This window comes from Ligilactobacillus murinus DSM 20452 = NBRC 14221 (assembly GCF_001591685.1).
Classification (GTDB): Bacteria; Bacillota; Bacilli; order Lactobacillales; family Lactobacillaceae; genus Ligilactobacillus; species Ligilactobacillus murinus.
The window spans coordinates 39,552-61,505 of sequence record NZ_BCVJ01000001.1 but is presented as its reverse complement, the minus strand read 5'-3'; the positions used below and the strand labels follow the sequence as shown (position 1 = coordinate 61,505).

At 40.0% G+C, this 21,954-nt stretch carries 18 protein-coding genes; 16 read left to right on the top strand and 2 right to left on the bottom strand.

Going from position 1 to position 21,954, the window contains the following annotated elements:
• The 4 genes from LMU01S_RS00295 (at position 1) to LMU01S_RS00280 (ending at position 5,992) form a co-directional block, all read left to right on the top strand.
• Positions 1–726, top strand: a complete 726-nt coding sequence (locus tag LMU01S_RS00295) for an amino acid ABC transporter ATP-binding protein (protein ID WP_010688831.1) — start codon at positions 1–3, stop codon at positions 724–726.
• Positions 727–841: 115 nt separating this feature from the next.
• A complete protein-coding gene (gene uvrC, locus LMU01S_RS00290; RefSeq protein ID WP_056959469.1) occupies positions 842–2,614 on the top strand; it encodes an excinuclease ABC subunit UvrC in 1,773 nt (590 codons plus the stop codon).
• Between the two features lie 161 nt (positions 2,615–2,775).
• A complete protein-coding gene (gene obgE, locus LMU01S_RS00285) occupies positions 2,776–4,086 on the top strand; it encodes a GTPase ObgE (protein WP_056959471.1) in 1,311 nt (436 codons plus the stop codon).
• Between the two features lie 22 nt (positions 4,087–4,108).
• The gene (locus tag LMU01S_RS00280) at positions 4,109–5,992 is read left to right on the top strand and encodes an acyltransferase family protein (RefSeq protein ID WP_056959473.1); all 1,884 of its coding nucleotides are present in this window, start codon (positions 4,109–4,111) and stop codon (positions 5,990–5,992) included.
• Between the two features lie 35 nt (positions 5,993–6,027).
• Here LMU01S_RS00280 and LMU01S_RS00275 read toward each other — a convergent pair whose 3' ends face one another.
• Positions 6,028–6,312 (bottom strand): hypothetical protein, encoded by a 285-nt coding sequence (locus LMU01S_RS00275; protein WP_225354569.1) that lies wholly within the window; start codon positions 6,310–6,312, stop codon positions 6,028–6,030.
• Between the two features lie 232 nt (positions 6,313–6,544).
• On the opposite strand from LMU01S_RS00275, the gene rnz reads away from it, so the two are divergent.
• From rnz to dltD, 11 genes are all read left to right on the top strand, one after another.
• The gene (gene rnz / locus LMU01S_RS00270; protein WP_056959475.1) at positions 6,545–7,495 is read left to right on the top strand and encodes a ribonuclease Z; all 951 of its coding nucleotides are present in this window, start codon (positions 6,545–6,547) and stop codon (positions 7,493–7,495) included.
• Positions 7,495–8,304: an SDR family NAD(P)-dependent oxidoreductase gene (locus LMU01S_RS00265; protein ID WP_056959477.1), complete on the top strand. Its 810-nt coding sequence runs from the start codon at positions 7,495–7,497 to the stop codon at positions 8,302–8,304. The genes rnz and LMU01S_RS00265 overlap by 1 nt, the downstream gene beginning before the upstream one ends.
• 19 nt (positions 8,305–8,323) lie before the next feature.
• Complete coding sequence (locus LMU01S_RS00260; RefSeq protein ID WP_004047334.1) at positions 8,324–8,638, top strand: LapA family protein; 315 nt, start codon at positions 8,324–8,326, stop codon at positions 8,636–8,638.
• Positions 8,639–8,659: 21 nt separating this feature from the next.
• Positions 8,660–10,966: a single-stranded-DNA-specific exonuclease RecJ gene (gene recJ, locus LMU01S_RS00255; RefSeq protein WP_056959479.1), complete on the top strand. Its 2,307-nt coding sequence runs from the start codon at positions 8,660–8,662 to the stop codon at positions 10,964–10,966.
• 22 nt (positions 10,967–10,988) lie between these two features.
• Positions 10,989–11,507, top strand: coding sequence for an adenine phosphoribosyltransferase (locus LMU01S_RS00250; RefSeq protein WP_056959481.1), 519 nt, complete (start codon positions 10,989–10,991; stop codon positions 11,505–11,507).
• A gap of 153 nt (positions 11,508–11,660) precedes the next feature.
• Positions 11,661–12,329 carry a potassium channel family protein gene (locus LMU01S_RS00245; RefSeq protein ID WP_004047340.1) on the top strand — a complete coding sequence of 223 codons (669 nt, stop codon included), beginning with the start codon at positions 11,661–11,663 and terminating at the stop codon, positions 12,327–12,329.
• Between the two features lie 188 nt (positions 12,330–12,517).
• The gene (locus tag LMU01S_RS00240) at positions 12,518–12,667 is read left to right on the top strand and encodes a teichoic acid D-Ala incorporation-associated protein DltX (protein ID WP_004047341.1); all 150 of its coding nucleotides are present in this window, start codon (positions 12,518–12,520) and stop codon (positions 12,665–12,667) included.
• 11 nt (positions 12,668–12,678) lie between these two features.
• Complete coding sequence (gene dltA / locus LMU01S_RS00235) at positions 12,679–14,211, top strand: D-alanine--poly(phosphoribitol) ligase subunit DltA (RefSeq protein ID WP_056959483.1); 1,533 nt, start codon at positions 12,679–12,681, stop codon at positions 14,209–14,211.
• Complete coding sequence (gene dltB, locus LMU01S_RS00230; RefSeq protein WP_004047343.1) at positions 14,211–15,407, top strand: D-alanyl-lipoteichoic acid biosynthesis protein DltB; 1,197 nt, start codon at positions 14,211–14,213, stop codon at positions 15,405–15,407. The genes dltA and dltB overlap by 1 nt, the downstream gene beginning before the upstream one ends.
• 22 nt (positions 15,408–15,429) lie before the next feature.
• Complete coding sequence (gene dltC / locus LMU01S_RS00225; RefSeq protein ID WP_004047344.1) at positions 15,430–15,660, top strand: D-alanine--poly(phosphoribitol) ligase subunit DltC; 231 nt, start codon at positions 15,430–15,432, stop codon at positions 15,658–15,660.
• Positions 15,660–16,931 carry a D-alanyl-lipoteichoic acid biosynthesis protein DltD gene (gene dltD, locus LMU01S_RS00220; protein ID WP_056959485.1) on the top strand — a complete coding sequence of 424 codons (1,272 nt, stop codon included), beginning with the start codon at positions 15,660–15,662 and terminating at the stop codon, positions 16,929–16,931. Before dltC ends, dltD begins: the two co-directional genes overlap by 1 nt.
• A gap of 53 nt (positions 16,932–16,984) precedes the next feature.
• On the opposite strand, the gene LMU01S_RS00215 is transcribed toward dltD, so the two are convergent.
• Positions 16,985–19,612 (bottom strand): YfhO family protein, encoded by a 2,628-nt coding sequence (locus tag LMU01S_RS00215; protein WP_056959487.1) that lies wholly within the window; start codon positions 19,610–19,612, stop codon positions 16,985–16,987.
• A gap of 225 nt (positions 19,613–19,837) precedes the next feature.
• Here LMU01S_RS00215 and LMU01S_RS00210 point away from each other — a divergent pair, with 225 nt between their 5' ends.
• Positions 19,838–21,898, top strand: a complete 2,061-nt coding sequence (locus tag LMU01S_RS00210) for a peptidoglycan D,D-transpeptidase FtsI family protein (RefSeq protein WP_056959490.1) — start codon at positions 19,838–19,840, stop codon at positions 21,896–21,898.
• The last annotated feature ends 56 nt before the right edge of the window (positions 21,899–21,954 follow it).

Genomic DNA, 21,954 nt, shown 5'->3' with positions numbered 1-21,954 from the left:
ATGATCGAGATCAAAAACTTGAAGAAAAATTACGGTAAAAATGAAGTTTTAAAAGATATCACCGAAACAGTGAATAAAGGTCAAGTTATCTGTGTGATCGGACCTTCTGGCTCAGGTAAGAGTACATTTTTACGTTGCTTAAATGTTTTAGAAAAACCAACAAGTGGCAAGATCATTTTTGATGGTCAAGATCTGGCACATATTTCTGAAAAACAATTAAATGTTTTACGTGAAAAGATGGGGATGGTCTTCCAAGGCTTTAATCTTTTCCCTAATATGAGTGTTTTAGAAAATATCAAGTTAGCACCGATGAAAGTCAAAAACGTGGATGAAAAGACAGCCACCGAGCGTGGAAAAGAATTGCTTGATAAAGTTGGGCTTTTAGATAAAGCCGACCAATTCCCAGATAGTCTATCTGGGGGCCAAAAGCAGCGGGTGGCGATCGCACGTGCGTTAGCGATGGATCCGGAAGTTATTTTATTTGACGAACCAACTAGTGCATTAGATCCTGAGATGGTCGGCGAAGTTTTGAAAGTTATGCAAGATTTAGCTGATAGTGGGATGACAATGGTCGTGGTCACACATGAAATGGGCTTTGCTCGCGAGGTGGCTGATGAAGTTTGGTTCATGGCAGATGGCTATGTTCAAGAGATCGGTAGTCCAGAAGAGATCTTTGAACATCCAAAATCTGCTCGTGCCAAAGATTTTTTAGCAAAAGTTTTATAGAATAAATGTTCAGAAAAATACGCTTGTCATTTGAGGACAAGCGTATTTTTACGTATTGTAAAACTAATTTTTGCTGTATAATTAGTATAGAGGAAGTAGCGAAAGGAAAAGTGAGATGGCATCAGAACATATTGAAAACAAATTAAAGTTGTTACCTGATCTTCCCGGATGCTATCTGATGAAAGATATCAATAGCAAGATCATTTATGTGGGGAAGGCTAAGAATTTGAAAAACCGGGTCAGGTCTTATTTTAAAAGTAGTCATGAAGGTAAGACAGCTAAGTTGGTCTCTGAGATCTATGATTTTGAAACGATCATTACTTCGACAGATAAAGAAGCGTTCTTGCTAGAAATAACGCTGATCCAAAAGTATACACCTCATTATAATATCAAGTTGAAACGGGGAACGGGTTATCCGTATATCAAGATCACTAACGAAAAAGACCCCGTCCTAAAGATCGTTAGTCAAGTCAAAAAAGATGGGGGCTATTATTTTGGCCCTTATCCTAATGTTTACGCTGCTCAAGAAACATTACAGTTATTGCAAAAAGTATATCCGTTAAGGCGTTGCAATGGGTATCAAAAGCGCCCTTGCTTGTACTATCATATGGGCCAATGTTTAGGGACCTGTTTTAAAGAAGTCGATCCAGCTGAGTATGAAAAAAATATCAAAAAGATCAAATCTTTTTTAAGTGGTAATGTTGGTGGGATCAAGCGAGAATTGACCACAAAGATGCAACAGGCTGCCGAACAACTTGAATATGAGCGTGCCGGTGAGATCAGAGATCAGATCCGTTATGTTGAGATGACTGTTGAACGGCAAAAAATCATTTCTAATGATAATACACCGCGAGATCTGTTTGGCTTTTATATGGATAAGGGGTGGATCTCGATCCAAGTTTTCTTCATTCGTCAGGCTCGGTTAATGAAACGAGAAAAACGTCTTTTCCCATGTATCGATACGCCTGAGGCCGAACTAGCTTCATTTATCTTACAGTTTTACAACCAAAAAAATCGGATCTTGCCTAAAGAGATCTTAGTTCCAGAAACGATCGATAAAGAGATCTTAGCTGATATTTTACAAACACCAGTTAGGACACCAAAACGTGGGACCAAAAAGGAATTGCTCGCTCTTGCTAGTAAAAATGCCCAGTTAATTTTAGAAGAAAAGTTTCGTTTACTAGAATTAGATGATCGCAAAACGACTGGAGCAATGAAAGAGATCACTGATGCTTTAGGGTTACCGGTGGGCCACCGGATCGAAGCCTTTGATCATTCGCATACGCAAGGTTCAGATCTCGTTTCAGCGATGGTTTGTTTTGTTGATGGGCAACCAGAGAAAAATGATTATCGGAAATACAAATTACAAACAGTTGATCATGCTGATGAAGCTGCAAGTACGCGAGAAGTCATCTATCGCCGTTATAGCCGGTTATTGAAAGAAAAAAAGCCGTTACCTGATTTGATCTTGATGGACGGAGCCGAGATCCAAGTTCAAGCGGCGGTCGATGTTTTGCATAATCAGTTAGGCTTGGCGATCCCAGTAGCTGGGATGGTAAAAAATGAGCACCATAAGACGGCTGATCTTTTACGCCAAACCGGCGAACGGATCGGACTAGATCCAAAGAGCGAGGGCTTTTATCTATTGCAAAGGATCCAAGATGAAGTTCACCGATTTGCAGTGACATTTCACCGTCAAGTTAGATCAAAAAATTCGCTTTCATCTAAGCTTGAACGGATCCCTGGGGTGGGACCAAAAACGCGGATCAAACTTTTGCGTAATTACGGATCTTTAAAGAAGATCGCGCAAGCTTCATTAGAAGAGCTTCAAGCTTTAGGGATCTCTAAAAAGGTCGCACAAACGATCAAGTTAAGTTTAGATAATTAAGTGTTATTCTTGGTTGAAGAATGAGGCGTGAAACTGTTATACTTGTGCTTAGTGTTACAATATTTTAAAAAAATTTTAGGTAATATTGAATAATAGTTAGAGACTATGTAGAAACATCCTGGACAGCAGAGGTTGTCGGATTATTTAGAAGGGTGAAATAAATGTTTGTAGATCAAGTTAAAATTCAAGTCAAAGCTGGTAAAGGTGGCGACGGTGCCGTAGCTTTTCGGCGCGAAAAATATGTTCCTAATGGAGGACCGGCTGGGGGAGACGGTGGTAAAGGTGGCAGTGTCATCTTGAAAGTCGATGAAGGTTTACGGACTTTGATGGATTTTCGTTATCACCGTATTTTTAAGGCTAAACCTGGCCAAAATGGAATGATCAAAGGGATGTATGGTCGTGGAGCAAAAGACTTATATATTGCAGTTCCACAGGGTACGACCGTAACGGATGCTGATACTGGTGAGGTTTTAGGCGATCTAGTCGAAAATAATGCTGAATTAGTCGTAGCTAAAGGTGGTCGTGGTGGTCGTGGCAATATTCATTTTGCTTCAGCTAAGAATCCAGCCCCTGAGATCGCTGAAAATGGTGAACCAGGGATCGAGCGAAATCTAAAGCTTGAACTTAAGGTTTTAGCAGATGTGGGACTGGTCGGGTTCCCATCAGTTGGAAAATCGACCTTACTTTCGGTGGTAACAAGTGCTAAACCTAAGATCGCTGATTACCACTTTACAACACTTGTGCCAAACTTAGGGATGGTACGTTTAGATGACGGGCAAGATTTCGTAATGGCTGACTTGCCAGGGTTGATCGAAGGTGCCTCACAAGGCGTCGGCTTAGGGATCCAATTTTTACGTCACGTTGAGCGGACAAGAGTGATCTTACATTTGGTCGACATGTCAGGGACAGAAGGGCGCGATCCATTTGAAGATTATCAAAAGATCAACGCTGAACTAAAGAAATATGATCCAGCTTTGTTGAAGCGACCACAGATCGTAGTCGCTTCTAAGATGGATATGCCTGCTTCGGCTGAAAACTTAGCTAAATTTAAAGAACAACTTGCTCAAGATGATACTTTAGCAACTAAACCAGAAGTGTTAGCCATCTCTTCTTTGACACACCAAGGTTTAGATGAATTATTACACAAGACTGCTAAGTTGTTGGCTGAGACACCAGCGTTTGAGACTAAAGCTGAAAAACTCCAAGATAAACAAGCTAAAGTCTATGAGTTTAAGGAACAAGCGGCACAAGCACCATTTACGCTTACACGTGATGCAGATGCAACCTGGGTCCTTGGTGGTGCTAAGTTAGAAAAACTCTTCAAGATGACGAACCTAGATCACGAAGAAAGCATGATGCGTTTTGCGCGTCAATTACGTGGAATGGGCGTTGATGATGCCTTGCGTGAGCGTGGAGCTAAGAACGGTGATCTTGTAAGAATTGGCAACTTTACATTTGAATTTGTTGAATAAGATTTAAAGGAAATATTTACAAATGGGAAAAAGGTTAAAGAAGAGTAGATATATTACAGGTTTTGATGGTATCAGAACGATCGCAGTCATCGGTGTTATTTTGTATCATCTAGCACCGTATCAATTTCAAGGTGGTTTCTTAGGGGTTCCGATCTTTTTTGTGGTCTCTGGTTATTTGATCACAGATCTATTGTTTCAAGAATGGCAACAAAATAGACGGATCGATATCAAGGGCTTTTATATTAGACGAATGAAGCGCCTGTATCCAGCTTTAGTTACATTGGTATTAGTAACGACTGCCTACATTACTTTGTTTGCCCGTGATCTACTGACAAATATTCGGGCAATAATCGTGACCAATTTTTTATATGTTTATAATTGGTTCCAAGTGGCACATCATGAATCTTATTTTGATAAGTTCGGTACCCAGTCACCGTTTACCCATCTATGGTCATTATCGATCGAAGGACAATTTTATCTTTTTTGGCCGATAATTATTTTATTATTGCTAAAATTTGTCAAAAAGAAACAACCGATCTTTGATACGATGATCATTTTAGCGTTTATCTCGGCTTTATTGATGGCTATCTTGTATCGGAGTGGTCAAGATCCTTCCCGTGTTTACTACGGTACAGATACACGGATGTTTTCGATCTTATTAGGGACATCGTTAGCAGTTATTTGGCCAAGTACAGCACTTAAAAAGAATTTACAACCAAACTTTAGACTAGCCCTAGATATGATCGGTGGCGTTACAATGTTGCTTTTACTTTGGATGTTTATGCGTATGACGGGTGAAAGTGCTTTGGTTTATCGGGGAGGGATGTTTTTCTTCTCTGTTTTATCGATGATCTTAGTCGCAGTTGTGGCTCATCCTGGGGCTGATATCAACCGTTTGTTGACAAATCCATTATTTACTTGGATCGGAAAGCGCAGTTACGGGATCTACTTATATCAATATCCAGTCTTGGTCTTTTTTGAAGACAAAGTAAATGTCGCCGACCATCCATTCTTATACGGTGTGATCGAAGTAGCTTTGATCTTAATGATCAGTGATCTTTCTTATCGTTATCTTGAATTGCCCTTGCAACATTTTGACTATTCTAAGACATGGATAACGATCAAGGAAATTTTTACACCAGGATCACGCTATGGCAAAAAACGCTGGTATCTAGCTGTACCAAGTGTGATCATCTTATTAGCTTTGACGGGTGCGATCATTTCCCCGGCTCAGGGTTCTGAAAGTAAGCAAAATTCAGCATTAGAAAAAGCGATCGAGTCAAATAACAAAAAAGTGGCAACGCAAAATAAGGAGATCCAAGCTGAGAAAAGTAGTCAAGCTTCAAGTGCTCAAAAAGCAAGTTCTGAGCAAGCAACAAGTAGATCTGAATCTAGTTCAAGTGATTCATTGACCCAAGCTGAGCTTACTCGAGCACAAACTTTACCGATCACAGCAGTAGGTGATTCGGTCCTTGCTGATGCTTCAGCAACACTCCAAGGGATCTTCCCTAATATGTATGTCGATGCTAAAGTCGGACGTCAGGTCAAAGAAGCGATCCCAGTCTTACAATCGTTAGCTCAAATGGGTAAACTATCTGACACAGTTTTGATCAGTGAAGGTACTAATGGCCCATTTACGGAAGATGAGATGCAACAGATCATGACGATCTTGGGTGATAAACGCAAAGTCTATTGGATCAATGTCCATGTTCCGACACGACGTTGGCAAGACCAAGTCAACGATGATCTAAAGGAAGCTACTAAGAAATATCACAATCTAAAGATAATTGATTGGTATGCTTACAGTAAAGATCATGCCGATTGGTTCTATGGTGATAATGTTCATCCAAATCCAGAAGGACTCAAATACTACGGACCTTTTGTAGCCAAACAGATACTAAAATAAATAAAAGATGCTTTCAGGTTTTGAAGGCATCTTTTTTACTTAAGTAATAATTTTGGAGGGCTGATCTTGATCCCAAAAAGTGGTTGGAGTGTATCATTAGACATTAAACTTAGTGTTGTAGTTGGAGCTATAGGTGCTAACTTTAGCTGAAGTTCTTTTAGTGTTAGGGGCTTTTTAGTTGGCAATAAAACAACTTCAGTCGGCAAAAAGCGTACTACTCCTATTGGCAAAGTTTGCGTGGGCGTTGTGAAGTAAACTTTTAAAGTCAGATCGAGTTCTGTGGTCAAATGTAAAAAATCACTGATACGCAATGGACTCACCTCAATCGTATTATAAAACATTTGTTCGATAAAGACAAAATTTTTATGCTATTGCAAATAAAGAAATGTAATATTTTTTATTTAAATCGTTATCAAATGCTTAAAAAGAGATGTTCGACTGAGGTTTTGCATAGAGGGTACTTTGTCTACTTGGGGAAATGATGATAGAATATAAAAGGAATAATATGAAAAACTACTTCGGCTTTGCCGATTAGAATAGGAATATCAATTGATGGAGTTAGAATTTTTAGGTACAGGTGCGGGCTCACCTGCGAAATTTCGCAATGTATCATCGGTCGCCCTTAAACTGTTAGATGAGGAAAATGCGGTGTGGTTATTTGATGTTGGCGAAGGAACGCAGCATCAGATCTTACACACGACGATCAGGCCACGTAAGGTCGATAAGATCTTTATAACGCATTTACATGGAGATCATATCTTTGGACTACCTGGTTTTTTAAGTAGTCGTTCATTTCAAGGGGGAGAAAAGTTACACCCACTGACGATCTATGGACCTAAAGGGATCGCTGATTTTGTGAGGATAAGTTTGAAAGTTTCGCAAACACATCTTTCATACCCACTGCGATTTGTAGAATTAACAGACGAAGGTGTGATTTTTGAGGATAATAAATTCAAAGTTTCATTTCAGCGGCTAGATCATCGGATCGAATGTGTGGGTTATCGGATCGAAGAAAAAGACCATCCAGGTGAACTGTTGATCGATAAGTTGCGGGCTGAACATGTTCCTTCGGGGCCGATCTATGGTCGGATCAAGGCTGGCGAAGTTGTGACTTTACCTGATGGACGTACGCTTGATGGTAAAGATTACATCGGTGAACCCCAAAAGGGTCGGATCATCACGATCTTAGGTGATACTAGACAAACACCTGGGATCTTAGAATTAGCGCAAGGTGCAGATGTGTTGGTACACGAGAGTACTTTTGGTAAAGGCGAGAGCAAACTAGCACGTAACTATTATCACTCGACGTGCATTCAAGCAGCTAAGATCGCAAATAAAGCGGGTGTCAAGCAATTACTATTGAATCACATTTCGGCACGTTATGTCGGACCTTTAGCAACGCAACTGCAAAAAGATGCTGCAAGTATCTTCAGTAATGTCAAGGTAGTCAAAGATTTTGATGTGATCGATGTTCCATTCAAAAAGAAAGGTGAAAAAAGCTAATGACAGGATATAAGCAATTAAAAGATCTAACGAATCGAGTTGTTTTGATCACAGGAGCTTCTTCTGGTTTAGGCGAACAAGTTGCCTATCAAGTTGCTAAGCAAGGGGCGATCGTAGTTGGGTGTGCTCGGCGCAAAGATAAGCTTGAAAAAGTAATGGCTGTTTGTCGGGCGATCTCTGGGAGATTGGCCTATGCTTACCAATTAGATGTCTCGCATCCGCATCAGATCGAAAAAGTGATCGATGAAGTAGAATCAAATGTCGGTCCGATCGATGTTTTGATCAATGATGCTGGTTTTGGTTTTATGCGTCAAGCTCTGGACTTTAGAATGGATATTGCCGAAAGAATGTTTCGGGTCAATGTCTTAGGCTTGATGTATGTAACTAAATATACAGCTTTATATATGGCTAAGCGCAAACGAGGCATGATCATCAATGTGGCCTCGATCGGTGGCAAGATCGCAACTCCCAAATCATCGATCTATTCAGCTACTAAAGCAGCTGTGATCGCATATTCAAATGCTTTGCGTTTAGAATTAAAACCTTTGGGGATCGCAGTCTTGACAGTCAATCCAGGTCCGATCAGAACAGCTTTCTTTGAAATTGCCGATGAAACAGGCGAATATATCGAGCGGGTCAAGAAAATGTCATTGAATCCAGAGATCGTTGCTGAAAAGATCGTTAAGGCGATCGGGACACGTAAACGCGAGCTCAATTTGCCATATTATATGGAACTAGCGTATCACGGGTATCAAATGTTTCCGTGGCTAGGTGATCATCTGGCTGGCGGGATCTTTAATAAAAAATAATAAAGGATAGGTAAGATCTATGAAAAAACAATGGAGTTTGATCGGAATTTTAGTTTTAGTCTTGGTGATCGTGATCTTTTCATGGTTAAATGTGCAACCTGTGACTGTTAATTTTGGCTTTTCCCAAGTTACGATGCCGTTAGTTGTGATCTTGGTGATCTCATTACTTTTAGGTGTTATTTTAGCAGTTCTCTTCTCGATGACGACTATTTTGCAACAAAAGCAGGAATTAAAACAGGTCAAGAGTAAATTAGAATCTAATCAAGCAATGCGCCGGGCAGATAAAAACATTAAACAAGAGATAAAACACGATACAAAAACAGAAGAAAAGTAGTTAGATGTAGGGGGAAAAATATTGGTTTCAGCAAAATATCGATGGCAAGAAGAAAACCTGGCCCCAACTCCAGCTAGCCAAGCGATCGCAGATGAATTTGGTTTGGCTAATCTAGTGGCTGAGCTGTTAGTGAAGAAGGGATATACGACTGTCGAGGAGGTTCGCAGATTTCTTGAACCATCAAGCACGAGTTTTTACGATCCATATTTACTATATGATATGCAAAAAACAGTTGATCGGATCCAAGAAGCGATCGTTTCAGGTGAGCATATCACGATCTATGGTGACTATGATGCCGACGGCCTAACTAGTACGGCGATCATGTATGAGACTTTGACACAGTTAGGTGCTGATGTGGATTACTATATCCCTGATCGCTTCAAAGATGGTTACGGTCCTAATAAAGACGCATATGAACGTTTGATCGCTAATGGAACTGAACTGATCGTGACCGTTGATAATGGTGTCTCAGGTCACGAGGCGATCACTTTGGCAAATGAAAAAGGTGTTGATGTGCTCGTCACTGATCACCATGAATTGCCCCAAACGCTGCCAGATGCTTATGCGGTGGTCCATCCTCGTCATCCTAAAGGAAAATATCCGTTTGGTGATCTTTCGGGAGCGGGAGTAGCTTTTAAAGTGGCAACAGCGCTGTTAGATGAGATCCCACAAGATCTCTTGGATCTAGCGACGATCGGAACAGTGGCTGATCTTGTCTCATTGACAGATGAGAATCGTGCTTTGGTCAAATTTGGTTTGACAGCTCTGAAAAATACCTTGCGTCCTGGATTACTTGCTTTATATGAAGTTGCGGGCGTTGATCAACGAGCGATCACTTCTGAAACGATCGGTTTTTCGTTAGGACCACGCTTAAATGCGATCGGCCGAATGCAACATGCCCAAAGTGGTGTTGAGCTGTTGACGACATTAGATGATGAGTTAGCGACAGATTTAGCCAAAGAAGCTCAGAGCTTGAACATCCAAAGACAAAATATCGTTGAAGAGATCACAAAGCAAGCATTGCATAAGCTTGAAAAAGAACCAAAACATTTGGTCAATGTTGTAGCCGGTTCTGATTGGCACGAAGGCGTCTTAGGGATCGTAGCGAGTCGTTTGGTCGAAAAAACGGGCCGGCCGACTTTGGTACTCGATATTTCAGATGAAGGGATCGCTAAAGGCTCTGGGCGGTCGATCGAGGACTTCCATCTGTTTAATGCCTTGGATGGACATCGGGAACTGATGACAAGCTTTGGTGGTCATCACATGGCATGTGGATTAGCCCTTGAAGTTAGCAATTTATCTCAACTTCAAGCGATCTTGGATGAAGAGGCAAAAGCCCAAGAGCTTGATCTAACAAAGAAACCTGTTTTGAAGGTGTCAGCTAAACTTAAGGCCAGTGAAGTTACGCTAGATCTGATCGCTTCGTTAGATAAACTAGCACCTTTTGGGACGGATAATGAAGTTCCATTATTTGAGATCATAGACTACCAAGTTGTACAAGCTAAAGCTCTAGGTAAGACAAATGATCATTTGCGGTTGGATCTAAGCACTGGTAAGACCCAATTAGCAGCCTTGGCTTTTGGCGTTGGTGATAAATTACCAGAATTATTAGCTCAGCCTAAGTCATTGAAATTTGTCGCCTCAGTTGATAAAAATGAATGGCGTGGTAACGTTAGTCCACAATTATTGATCAAAGACTTAGCTCAAGCAGTTAAGCCAAAGCCACAAGTGATCATTGAGCGAAGCGAACGATTACAAAAAGAGCAGTTTTTGAGTCCAGCTCTTTATGGCTTTTTCAACGCGAACTTGGCCCAACGCTTTGCTGATCATCTGCCAGCCGGTTCTAAATGTGTTGTTTTTGATCAAAATCTACCCCAATTGACAGCAGATGAAATAGTTTTAGTCGATCTACCACAAAATCTTGCTCAATTGGAATTTGTTTTAAGTAAACTTGATTGCGCTAAAGTCCGGGCTATTTTATACACTAAGGCTAAAAGCGCACCATTACCTGAAAGAACAGCGCTTACTAAAGTGTATAAATTTATTTTTCAAGTAGGACATTTGAATTTAAAAACAGACCTTGATCAAGCTGCAACTCAAGTGGGACTAGAAAAATCTCAACTAGTTTTAGCCTTAAAGATGTTTTTTGAGGCAGGATTTGTTACAATAAAAAATGGAATTTTAGTTGGTGTGAAAAATGCACGTCCACATCGATTAGAAGATACAAATAGTTATCGCACACATGGCCAGCAAATACAAGTCGAAGAGCTAGTTTCGACTAGTTCAGATGAAGAGTTGACTGACTGGTTACTACAACGTTTAGGTTAGTGGCGAGAGAAGGAGTTAAAAAATGGCTTTGGATTTAAATAATTATGTTGAAAGTATCCCTGATTATCCTGAAAAAGGGATCATCTTTCGCGATATTACGCCCCTAATGGCTGATGGTGAAGCCTATCGCCAAGCAACAGATCGGATCGTTCAATTTGCCAAAGATAAGGGCGTTGAAATGGTCGCTTGTCCTGAAGCCCGTGGCTTTATCGTAGGCTGTCCCGTGGCTTATGAATTGGGTGTTGGCTTTGCTCCTGCACGTAAAGCAGGTAAGTTACCACGAGAAACGGTCGAAGCAAAATACGATCTAGAGTATGGTACTTCTGCACTTTACATGCATAAAGATGCGATCAAGCCAGGACAAAAAGTTTTGATCGTTGACGATCTGTTGGCAACTGGTGGAACGATCGGTGCTACGATCGATCTAGTTGAACAACTCGGTGGTGAAGTAGTTGGCTGTGCCTTTATCATCGAATTAAAAGATCTAAATGGACGAAAACGTATCAAAGATTATGATACACTATGCTTAATGAAATACTAAAAAGCGAGCCTGGTCAGCTAAAAGTTGACTGGGCTTTTTTTAGATATTAGAGCACTAATGTTAATAGCAGTAAATAAAATCAAGAAAGGAAAAGCTATATTCTTACTCAAAGTACAGGATTAAAATTGAGCATATTATATAGCAGAAAAACGCATGGAAAAGCAAACATTTGCCGTGATCGGTCTCGGGCGTTTTGGCGGTAGTGTCTGTCAAACACTAGCTGATGCGGGACAAGAAGTTTTGGCGATCGATCATGATGAAGCTAGAGTCAATGATTACAAAGATATTGCGACCCAAGCAGTTGTTGCCGATGCTCAAGACGAAGACGTTTTACGTTCGTTGGGGATCAGGAACTTTGACCATGTGATCATCGCGATCGGTGAGGATATTCAAGCAAGTATTTTAGTAACTTTGATGGTCAAAGAGCAAGGAGTCAAATATGTAACGGCTAAGGCCCAAAATGAAAATCATGCTAAAGTTCTAGAAAAATTAGGGGTCGATCGAGTCGTGCATCCCGAACGTGATATGGGAGTACGGATCGGGCGGAGTTTGACCTCTAAAAATATGATCGATTATTTAGATCTAGATTCAAACTTCAAGATGGCTGAGATCTTGATCACTAATCCGCGCTTCTTTGGCCGGTCATTAGCTGAATTGAATTTCCGCGATAAATATAAGCTAAATGTGATCGCAATTGCTCATAGTAAAAGTGAGATGAATCTTCCAGCAGCTGATGATGTATTAGGTTTACATGACAGTATCTTAGTGGCTGGGCCTAAAGATGCGATCGATCAATTTGAAGAATTGATGAATTCTAAGTGAATTTAAAGTATTCTTAATTATTTGACCTTGCTTTTTGGAAAACATTGGTCTTTAATTACTTTAGGACAAGTGCTTGATAAACCAAGTCCTGTGTAATTAATCTTGTAATCTAATATAAGAGTATTGTAATATAAATTAGTTGAGGTAGATTTTACCTACGTATCAATATATAGATTAGGAGAAAAATATTGAAAGAAAAGTGGACAAAGTTTTTTAAAAATGAGTATGTCACATTTGCTTTAAAAACAGTTTTTTATTTTGCTGTTTTATTTGCACTGGTCTATCTCTATAGTTACAGTGGTGTAAATCAACCACACTTTATCTACAACGAATTTTAGGAGTGATTTGTTTGGCAGAAAATTTAATCAAAGCGATCGATCGTTGGGGGATCGAAACGCCAACTAAAATTGCCTACGATTATTTAGGTAAGACTAATACGTATGCTGAGCTCAAAGCATATTCCGATGCTTTAGCTAGTTATTTGCTCAATTTAAACTTACCTAAGGGTGCACCTGTGATCGTTTTTGGAGGGCAGACATTTGAAATGATCGCTGCTTTTTTAGGGGCAGTCAAAGCAGGACATGCTTATATTCCTGTTGATGCTCACTCGCCATTAGAACGGATCAAAGTTATAAATGAGATCGCCCGTCCAGTGGCTTGTATCGCAGTTGAAGAGTTGCCATTAGAATTGGGAACATTGCCCGTCGTTACACCAGCTAAATTGGCAGAAGTTTTTGCGACAAGGGCTACATATGAGGCGTCAGAAAATTATGTTGCTGGAGATGATAACTTCTATATCATCTTCACTTCTGGGACTACAGGGGTACCAAAGGGCGTTCAGATCAGCCACGATAATTTAGTCAGTTTCAACGATTGGATGCAAGCGGATTTTGGTTTGGCTAAAGATGGCATCTGTTTATCACAACCACCATATTCCTTTGACCTCTCAGTGATGGATCTCTATCCAACTTTGACAGCAGGCCGACAATTGACAGTTTTACCTAAGGAAACAACGGATAACTTCAAGGAGTTATTTGCAGTTTTACCTAAATTGCATGTAAGTGAATGGGTCTCGACCCCCTCATTTATGGATATTTGTCTACTGCAACCGACTTTTGATGCAAAGAATCTGCCTGAGTTGACGCATTTCTTCTTCTGTGGGGAAGAATTGACACATAAGACAGCGGCGACGTTAAAACAACGCTTTCCAGAAGCTAAGATCTATAACACCTATGGTCCAACTGAAGCGACTGTGGCTGTCAGTGCAGTTGAGATCACAACTGAGATCTTGGAAAAATATCCTCGGTTACCGATCGGCCAAGCTAAGGCTGATACCACCATTGCATTGATCGATGAAGCGGGTAAACCAGTCGAACAAGGGCAAAGTGGTGAGATCTTGATCGCAGGTCCAAGTGTTTCAAAGGGATATTTGAATAATCCGGAAAAAACAGCGCATGCATTTGTTGAGTTTGAGGGACGCCCAGCGTATAAGACTGGTGATCTTGGACAGTATGATGAAGCTGGTCAATTGTTGTATAAAGGGCGGATCGATTTTCAGATCAAGTTACACGGATTTAGGATCGAACTAGAGGATGTTGATCATCATTTAGATAAAGTGAGCTATGTTGCTCAAGCTACGACGGTCCCACGGTATGGCAAAGATCATAAAGTCAGTCAATTGATCGCTTATGTGGTCAAAGATGAGACAAAGACAGCTGATTTTGAGAGTGACTTCAAGCTAACACAAGCGATCAAGCAAGAACTTTTAGAAACGATGATGTCATATATGATGCCTCAAAAATTTATTTACGTCGATTCATTACCGTTGACTGCTAACGGAAAGATCGATCGCAAATCTTTGATGAAAGAGGTTAATGACTAATGCTTAATATGCAACCGTACCAAGATCCGACCTATTTTGTATTACTGGCGATCGGTCTATTGCCGATCATGGTAGGACTTTTATACGGTCGACGCTTTAGAGTTTATGAAACGATCATCTCATTTCTATTTTTATTGCTGACCTTTGGAGGCGTAAAGTGGCAACAAGGGGTCGCCTTGATCGGATATATTATTTTTGAACTTTTGCTGATCTATGGGTACCTTGCTTATCGTAAACGTAAAAATGCTTCTTGGATCTTTAATTTGACTGTCATTTTGTCGATCCTCCCCCTAGTGATCGTTAAGATAGCCCCAGTCATGAATAATGGGCGTGAATCGATCATTGGCTTTTTAGGGATCAGTTATTTGACCTTTAAGGCGGTGGGAATGATCATGGAGATCAGAGATGGGATCATCAAAGAAGTTGGACTAAGTGAGGTTGTACACTTCTTGCTCTTTTTCCCAACGATCTCATCTGGACCGATCGACCGTTACCGCAGATTTTTAGGTGATTATAAAAAGGTCCCCGCACGTGATAAGTATTTAGCTTTGTTAGATAAAGCTATGTGGTATATCTTTTTAGGGTTTGTCTATAAGTTTTTACTGGCATATCTATTTGGGGTCGTGATGTTGCCTAAGATCTCAGCCTTGGCCTTAGCACACGGTGGCTGGTCATGGTGGGTGATCGCATATATGTATACCTATTCGATGGATCTGTTCTTTGATTTTGCAGGTTATAGTTTATTTGCAGTTGGGATCAGCTATATCATGGGGATCCAAACACCGATGAACTTTAACAAACCATTTATTGCTAAGAATATCAAGGATTTCTGGAACAGATGGCATATGACTTTGTCGTTTTGGTTTAGAGATTACATTTACATGCGGTTAGTCTTCTTTATGATGAAAAAGAAATTGCTCAAAAGTCGGATCGCGATCGCCAATGTCGGCTATTTGACGCTCTTTTTGATCATGGGCTTTTGGCATGGGGTAACTTGGTATTATATCGTCTATGGCTTGTATCATGCAGTGGCGATCAATTTGTGTGATATGTGGCTACGCTTTAAAAAGCGCCATAAAGAGAAGATACCACACAACAAATTTACTGAAGCTTTAGCTATTTTTATCACATTCAATGTAGTTTGCTTTAGCTTCTTGATTTTCTCAGGTTTTTTGAATACACTATTTTTTGCATAGATAATTTTTGGAGGTTTTAAACATGAAAGATACAGTATTGGATATTTTAGAAGATTTAACAGGTAGTGATGAAGTAAGAAACGATCTAGACATCGATATCTTCGAAACTGGTCTTTTAGACTCAATGGGAACAGTACAAATGTTATTAGAATTACAAGCTCAATGTGGCGTTGACGTGCCAGTTTCTGAGTTTGAAAGAACTGAATGGAACACACCTAACAAAATTATCGCGAAAGTAGAAAGTATGCAATAATGGACGTAAAAAAGAAGCTCTTTAAGATCTTCGGTCCGATCATTTTGGCGGCTGTTTTATTGACGCTCTTATTGGTCTCACCATTTAATTTTCGTAAGATCAACGATAAGACAGTTGAAGTAGCTGCCTTGTCCCAGTCAAAGAATATTTTTAAAGGGACAGTGGTAAAACAAAAAGCTCTAGAAGAAAATTACGTTCCATTTTTTGGATCTTCGGAATTATCGCGGATGGATGCCTTTCATCCGGCTACATTAGCTAGTCACTATGATCGCAGTTATCGCCCATTTTTGCTTGGGGGACCAGGATCGACCTCACTTTCTCAATTTTTTGGGATGCAAGGGATCAATCAACAGTTAAAAAATAAAAAAGCTGTGATGATCATTTCACCACAGTGGTTTGTACCTAAAGGAACCGATCCCGGAGCCTTTAGTCTATATTATTCCAATCTTGAAGCCGTCACGTGGTTGCGTCAGGCCCAAGATGACCAGATGGATCGCTTTGCGGCTAAGCGTTTGTTGCAGATGCCATCGATCCAAAATGATGCGATCTTAAAACAGGCGATCCAAAGAGTTGCAGCTGGTCAAGCCTTGTCTAGTTCGATGAAGACATATCTTGATTTGAAGTACAACCAATTGCAACACGAAGATGAATTGTTTTCGACACTGGCTTTAAAGGATAATACGCAAAGGATCGCTAAAGTTGCAAAAGTCTTACCAGATAAGTATGATTTTGAACAACTTGATGCGATCGCTTATAAGCTAGGGCAAGCAAACACAACCAATAATCCGTTTGAGATCAGTAATAAATTTTTTGATAAAAATTTACGCAAAAAATATAAGAAGCTAAAGGGCAAACAAAGCAAATACAGCTATGTAAGATCACCTGAATTTGCTGATTTCCAATTAGTCTTGAATCAATTTGCTAAAAATAATACTGATGTGATCTTTGTGATCCCACCAGTAAACAAACACTGGTCAGATTATACCGGCTTATCACAAGAAATGTTGCAAGATTTTAACCAAAAGATCACGTATCAGTTGCGTCAACAAGGTTTCAATAATATCGTTGATCTTTCTAAAGATGACGGTGAGAGATATTTCATGCAAGATACGATCCACTTAGGTTGGCGTGGGTGGTTGAAGATGGATCAAGCAGTAGCACCATTTTTGACCAAAGAACAACCAAAGCCAAAATATCAGATCGATAATTACTTCTACAGTAGATCTTGGCAACAGCTCGATGGTAAAGACCTAGATCAAGTAACAAGATAAAATAAAACGCATCTAATACAGTTGTTTTCGCTGTATTAGATGCGTTTGTTTTTTTAAGCTTTAGTTTCTCGTAGATCTAGTATGAAAACTAGCACTAATGAAACTAAACTAAGTACGATTCCCAAGTATAAGCCTGGTGGAGTAAAGGTCAAAGTTACTTGATGCTTCCCTTGGCTGATATCAAGACCAACGAAGGTATTTTGGAGCTTGTAAGTTTTGACGGGTTTTCCATCGACTTTTGCTTGCCAGCCTTTACTATAAGGGATCGTTGTAGCAAAAAGCTGGTTTGGCTTAGTGATATCGATCTTACCTGTTAATCTGTGAGCTGTAGCTTTTGTAAGCTGCCAAGAGTTTTTTTGGAGTTGCTTTAGTTTTTGTTCAACTAGGGATCTATCCATGCGATAGAGAACGAAATTTTCCAACCAAAGGCTATTTTTTTTGAATTTAGCGGTAATAACTACTTCATCGTCACTACCAGATACGGTTGGATTTAAAACGACTGTATGTCTGAAGGTCTTATAGTAAGGATATTCCTTGCTGCCTAAATACCAAGTGGCAGAATCACCGTCGAGACTAGCCCCAAGTGTCAAGTAGTAGGGGTCATCAGTCTCAGGCGTGAATTTAAAGATGATCTGAGCTGGTTTAGCCAAGTCGGTCTTTTTGAAAAAGGCGCCAGTAAGGTTGGTCTGCTTTTTAGTATTTTGAAAGACGACTTCATTAAAATTAGCGGCATAAAAATATTTAGTCGTATTAGCTGAGCCAGTCGCTGCATTTAGCCAATTGGTCTGATAGGTCAATGGCTGATCGTAGAGAACTTTGAGCTGCTTTAATTTTTTATCAGCACTATAGCCAAGTCCGATCGCATAAGGGTTTTGATAGATCCTGGTTTGAGCAGTTTGGGCACGTAAGGTATAAAGCTTGGTATCGGGACGATAACTAGTAACATTAAGGTCGACCTTAGCTGAAGAGCTCAAGGCAAGTTCAGCTTTATCTTTAGCTTGAAGGAGGTATTTCATGTTGAGCAACGAATCGCTGATCAAAGTCCCATTATAGTAGCCCACATAGTTGTCGCCATCGGGTTGCCCCAATTGACCATAAAAATCAGGGATGCTTTTTTCAAGTGCAGAGCTAAAATAAGAACCTGTTTTTAAATCATGCGCAAGGCCATCATCTTTAGTCCGACTATAGAGTTGAGCGGCCCGATAAAAGCCAGGATCTAATTGCGTCAACTTTTTTTGGTCTTGAGCGATGACTTTAGTTGGCCCGGCAAACTCAGCTTGGGTCAAATAGCTGATATTATTGAGCGAATAAGTTATATTAGCTAACATTTCAAAGCATACCAATAAAAAGATGACTAATGGGGTCAGTCGTTGATTGAGCGGTGTCTTTTTGACCGTTAAGACAAGCAAAAGCAAAACGTTGAAGAGAGCTGTGAATAATATGACTTGTTCTGATACATAGTCAAAACTCTTAGAATTAAAATAAACATAGCTCAAGCCAGCTGTGAAGATCCCTAAGCAGATCAAAGCTTGGTGGGGGTTAAGGCGAAATTGATTTTCTTTGAGAGCCAAAGCAGCTAAGAAGACCATCCAAAAACTAACGATAAATGAAAAACGGTATGGATACCATACGGGAAATTGCATCCCGTGCCACAATAGATCAAGTGGTTCAAAGCATAGAGAAAGCCAAAGAAATACGCTTACTAAAAAGGCAGCTAATTTTGGACGCCACTTGATCTTTAAGCTGATAAAATATAGAAATACTCCGATCAAAGCAAGACTACCGATAAAAAGATTCGGGAATCCTTTAGGCATTTGTTCAAAATTAAATGCCCCGATCACAAATTTTGAAAGCATCTTTAGCGGAGCATATTCAAAGTTTAATTGGAAACTTTTTTCGGTGTATTGTCCCTTGCTAGTGACCAACGAATAATAAGTTGGCACAAGGACAAAGGCCGAGATGCCGACCGCTAGAAGGGAACGACTTATAAAAAGGTAAAGTCGTTCCCAAAACTTTTTGAGACCCGAAAAGTATGCTGCTTGATACCAAGCAAAAAATAAAACTAAAAAAAGACAGATCATGTATGCCATGTAATAATTGATGATCATCATTGCTGCTAACCATAAGACATAGGCGAGACTGCGCTTTTTTTGTAAGAGACGATACAAAGCTGAGATGATCAACGGTAAAAAGATCGGTGCATCTAGCCAAAGCATATTCAATTGGTTAGCGATCATCCAACCCATCAAAGCATAGCTGGTAGCAAGAGCGGGGATCATCCATTTATTTAATTTGAGTTCATTTTTGAGTAACCGCCCAAAAGTATAGCCAGCGCACCCGTATTTTAACAGTAAGATAAGCAAGCATCCAGCTGTCAAATATTTGCCGGGAAAAAAGACAAATAAGAGATTAAATGGACTCAATAGGTAATAGGCAGCTTCACCGATCATCGGGCCCCCTAAGGCTTTTGAAAATGAGTAAAATAGTTCACTCGGAGAATGCAGCAAGGTATGGCGAAAATAAGCAAAAAAGTCGACATATTGCTGTCCTAGATCGACTGTCAACACACTGGAGCTGCCAAAGGGATAAAAGCCACGGTAGATAAAATACCCAAGCATGAGCAATACTGGAGTCCAAAAGCTCAAGCTGAGGGGATAGTGTTTTTTGAGATATTCTTTCATATCTAGCGTGATCCTTTCGAATTTTTGAATATTATCAGCTTATAGGATACCACAACGAGAAAAAGATTTCGAATAGTGCTTGTTTTAAGTGGTCTTTTAAAAAATTTAGTATTTAATCGCTCGTGTATCGTATATAATATAAAGGTAGTATCTAAGGTACAGATTTTAGTTGATTTGTGCTAGGATAGTTCGTAGTGTTAATAATATTAGTAGAGGAGAATTGTGGTGAGATTCTTAAGAAAAGCGAATGCACAAAATAAGAAAAAGCATTCGCAAATACCATTTAGATTAAATTTTCTCTTTTTGATCGTTTTTTTACTTTTTGCAGCCTTGATCGGACAATTAGCTTATCTGCAGATCATTCATGGTCCTAAGTTTGAATCAGAAGCAACTAGTAGTGATAATCAGACCGAAACTAGAAATGTGCAACGGGGAACGATCTACGATTCAACGGGAAAATTATTAGTCGCCAATAATACTTCGCGTGCGATCACATATACTAAACCGCTGAATGTGGCTTCAAGTCAGATGTATAAGGTCGCTAATAATTTAGTTAATTATGTCAGTGTTGAAACTGATACTTTGACCGAGCGTAATAAGGTCGACTACTATTTAGCTGATCCAAAACACACTGCAGCAGTCAATAAGCATATTCCCAATGCTGATACGATGCAAGATAATGAAAAATTGACTAAGTTACAGACAAATTACGTTAAAAAGCACAACTTAGTCAAGAAGATGTCAGAAAAACAAGAACAAGCAGCTGTGTTATATGCTAAGATGGCAGGTGCTTATGCTTTGTCGACGGTCTATCTTAAGACAAGCGATGTCAGTGATAGCGAAATGGCTGAAGTTGGTGAGCATTTGTCTTTATTACCAGGTGTTAAGATCGGGACTAGTTGGTCGCGTTCTTATCCTAATGGCGAATCAGTCAAGAGTGTCATTGGGACTGTGACATCAGAAAAACAGGGACTTCCTAGCGATCAGATCAATAAGTTACTGGCTGAGGGCTACTCGCGTAATGATAGTGTAGGTTCAAGCTACATCGAATCTCAATATGAAAATGCGCTCAAGGGAACAAAAGAAGTTATCAATGTTCAAACGCAAAATAATGAGATCATCAAAGAAGTCAAACAATATGGCGGTAGTCCAGGGGATAATCTACAATTGACGATCAATGCAGAGTTTCAAAATCAAGTCCAAAAGATCGTTGAGGATAATGTAAAAAATGCTGCTGGTAGTAATCCGTATATTCCAGGAGGCTATGCCGTTGTGATGAATCCTAAGACTGGCGGGATCTATGCATTGGCTGGGGTCAATCGTGATCTTTCAACAGGTAAAGTGACGGAAAATGCACTTGGAACGATCAATCAGACTTTTGTAATGGGGTCTGTTGTCAAAGGTGCGATGGTCATGGGGGCTTTGAAAGATGGTGTTATCACCCCGACCAACAATACTTTGCTTGAAGAACCGATCAAGTTAGCTGGTACTGCTGCTAAGACATCTTGGTTCAATAAGACAGGAGCAGCTAACATGAGTCTTACTGCAGCTGATGCCTTACAAGTTTCGTCTAACACGTATATGATGAAATTGGCGATGCTAGAAGGGGGCTTTAAGTACACTTCGGGGGCTGCACTCAATTTACCGACCTCGATCTTTGATAAATTACGTCAAAACTTTAAACAATATGGTCTAGGTGTCAAAACTGGGATCGACATTCCAGGCGAAGCTAGTGGATTTGAAGGGGCTGCTGATCAGTCACATATCGGTAATGCGTTAGACTTATCTTTTGGGAACTACGATGCCTATACCCCGATCCAATTAGCACAATATGCATCAACGATCGCTAATGGAGGTTATCGTTTACAGCCACATATCCTAAAGTCGATTCGCAAGACGAATAAGGATGGCTCTTTAGGACCAGTAAAATACGAAATGCAACCAAATGTTTTAAATGTCGTTGATGGGACAAAAGATCAATGGGATGTTGTCAAGACCGGTCTTTGGCGTGTAGTCCATGGCTCTAATACCTATCGGACCGGGGGCTCAATGGCTTCGGTAAAACCTGAGATCGCAGCTAAGACAGGGACTGCGCAAACATTTTATAACAATATCGAGACTGAGACATTAAGTGCGATCAGTTATGCGCCAGCTAATGATCCACAAGTCGTAGTTGTAGTTGCATTCCCTAATATTACTGATACCAACAGTAAGATCAATACTGAGACAGTCAAGCAGATCTATGAAGCTTACTGGAAAACGGTCCAGTCTAGTGATGGTTTTTAATAAATGATCTTTGATCGACTTTAAGCAGGCAATAAGCGTGTTTAAGGTCGTTTTTT

Excerpts from the sequence above, each read along its gene's own strand:
- LMU01S_RS00295 (WP_010688831.1), top strand. The coding sequence starts at position 1 with ATGATCGAGATCAAAAACTTGAAGAAAAATTACGGTAAAAATGAAGTT.
- uvrC (WP_056959469.1), top strand. The coding sequence starts at position 842 with ATGGCATCAGAACATATTGAAAACAAATTAAAGTTGTTACCTGATCTT.
- obgE (WP_056959471.1), top strand. The coding sequence starts at position 2,776 with ATGTTTGTAGATCAAGTTAAAATTCAAGTCAAAGCTGGTAAAGGTGGC.
- LMU01S_RS00280 (WP_056959473.1), top strand. The coding sequence starts at position 4,109 with ATGGGAAAAAGGTTAAAGAAGAGTAGATATATTACAGGTTTTGATGGT.
- rnz (WP_056959475.1), top strand. The coding sequence starts at position 6,545 with ATGGAGTTAGAATTTTTAGGTACAGGTGCGGGCTCACCTGCGAAATTT.
- LMU01S_RS00265 (WP_056959477.1), top strand. The coding sequence starts at position 7,495 with ATGACAGGATATAAGCAATTAAAAGATCTAACGAATCGAGTTGTTTTG.
- LMU01S_RS00260 (WP_004047334.1), top strand. The coding sequence starts at position 8,324 with ATGAAAAAACAATGGAGTTTGATCGGAATTTTAGTTTTAGTCTTGGTG.
- LMU01S_RS00250 (WP_056959481.1), top strand. The coding sequence starts at position 10,989 with ATGGCTTTGGATTTAAATAATTATGTTGAAAGTATCCCTGATTATCCT.
- LMU01S_RS00245 (WP_004047340.1), top strand. The coding sequence starts at position 11,661 with ATGGAAAAGCAAACATTTGCCGTGATCGGTCTCGGGCGTTTTGGCGGT.
- dltB (WP_004047343.1), top strand. The coding sequence starts at position 14,211 with ATGCTTAATATGCAACCGTACCAAGATCCGACCTATTTTGTATTACTG.
- dltC (WP_004047344.1), top strand. The coding sequence starts at position 15,430 with ATGAAAGATACAGTATTGGATATTTTAGAAGATTTAACAGGTAGTGAT.
- dltD (WP_056959485.1), top strand. The coding sequence starts at position 15,660 with ATGGACGTAAAAAAGAAGCTCTTTAAGATCTTCGGTCCGATCATTTTG.
- LMU01S_RS00215 (WP_056959487.1), bottom strand. The coding sequence starts at position 19,612 with ATGAAAGAATATCTCAAAAAACACTATCCCCTCAGCTTGAGCTTTTGG.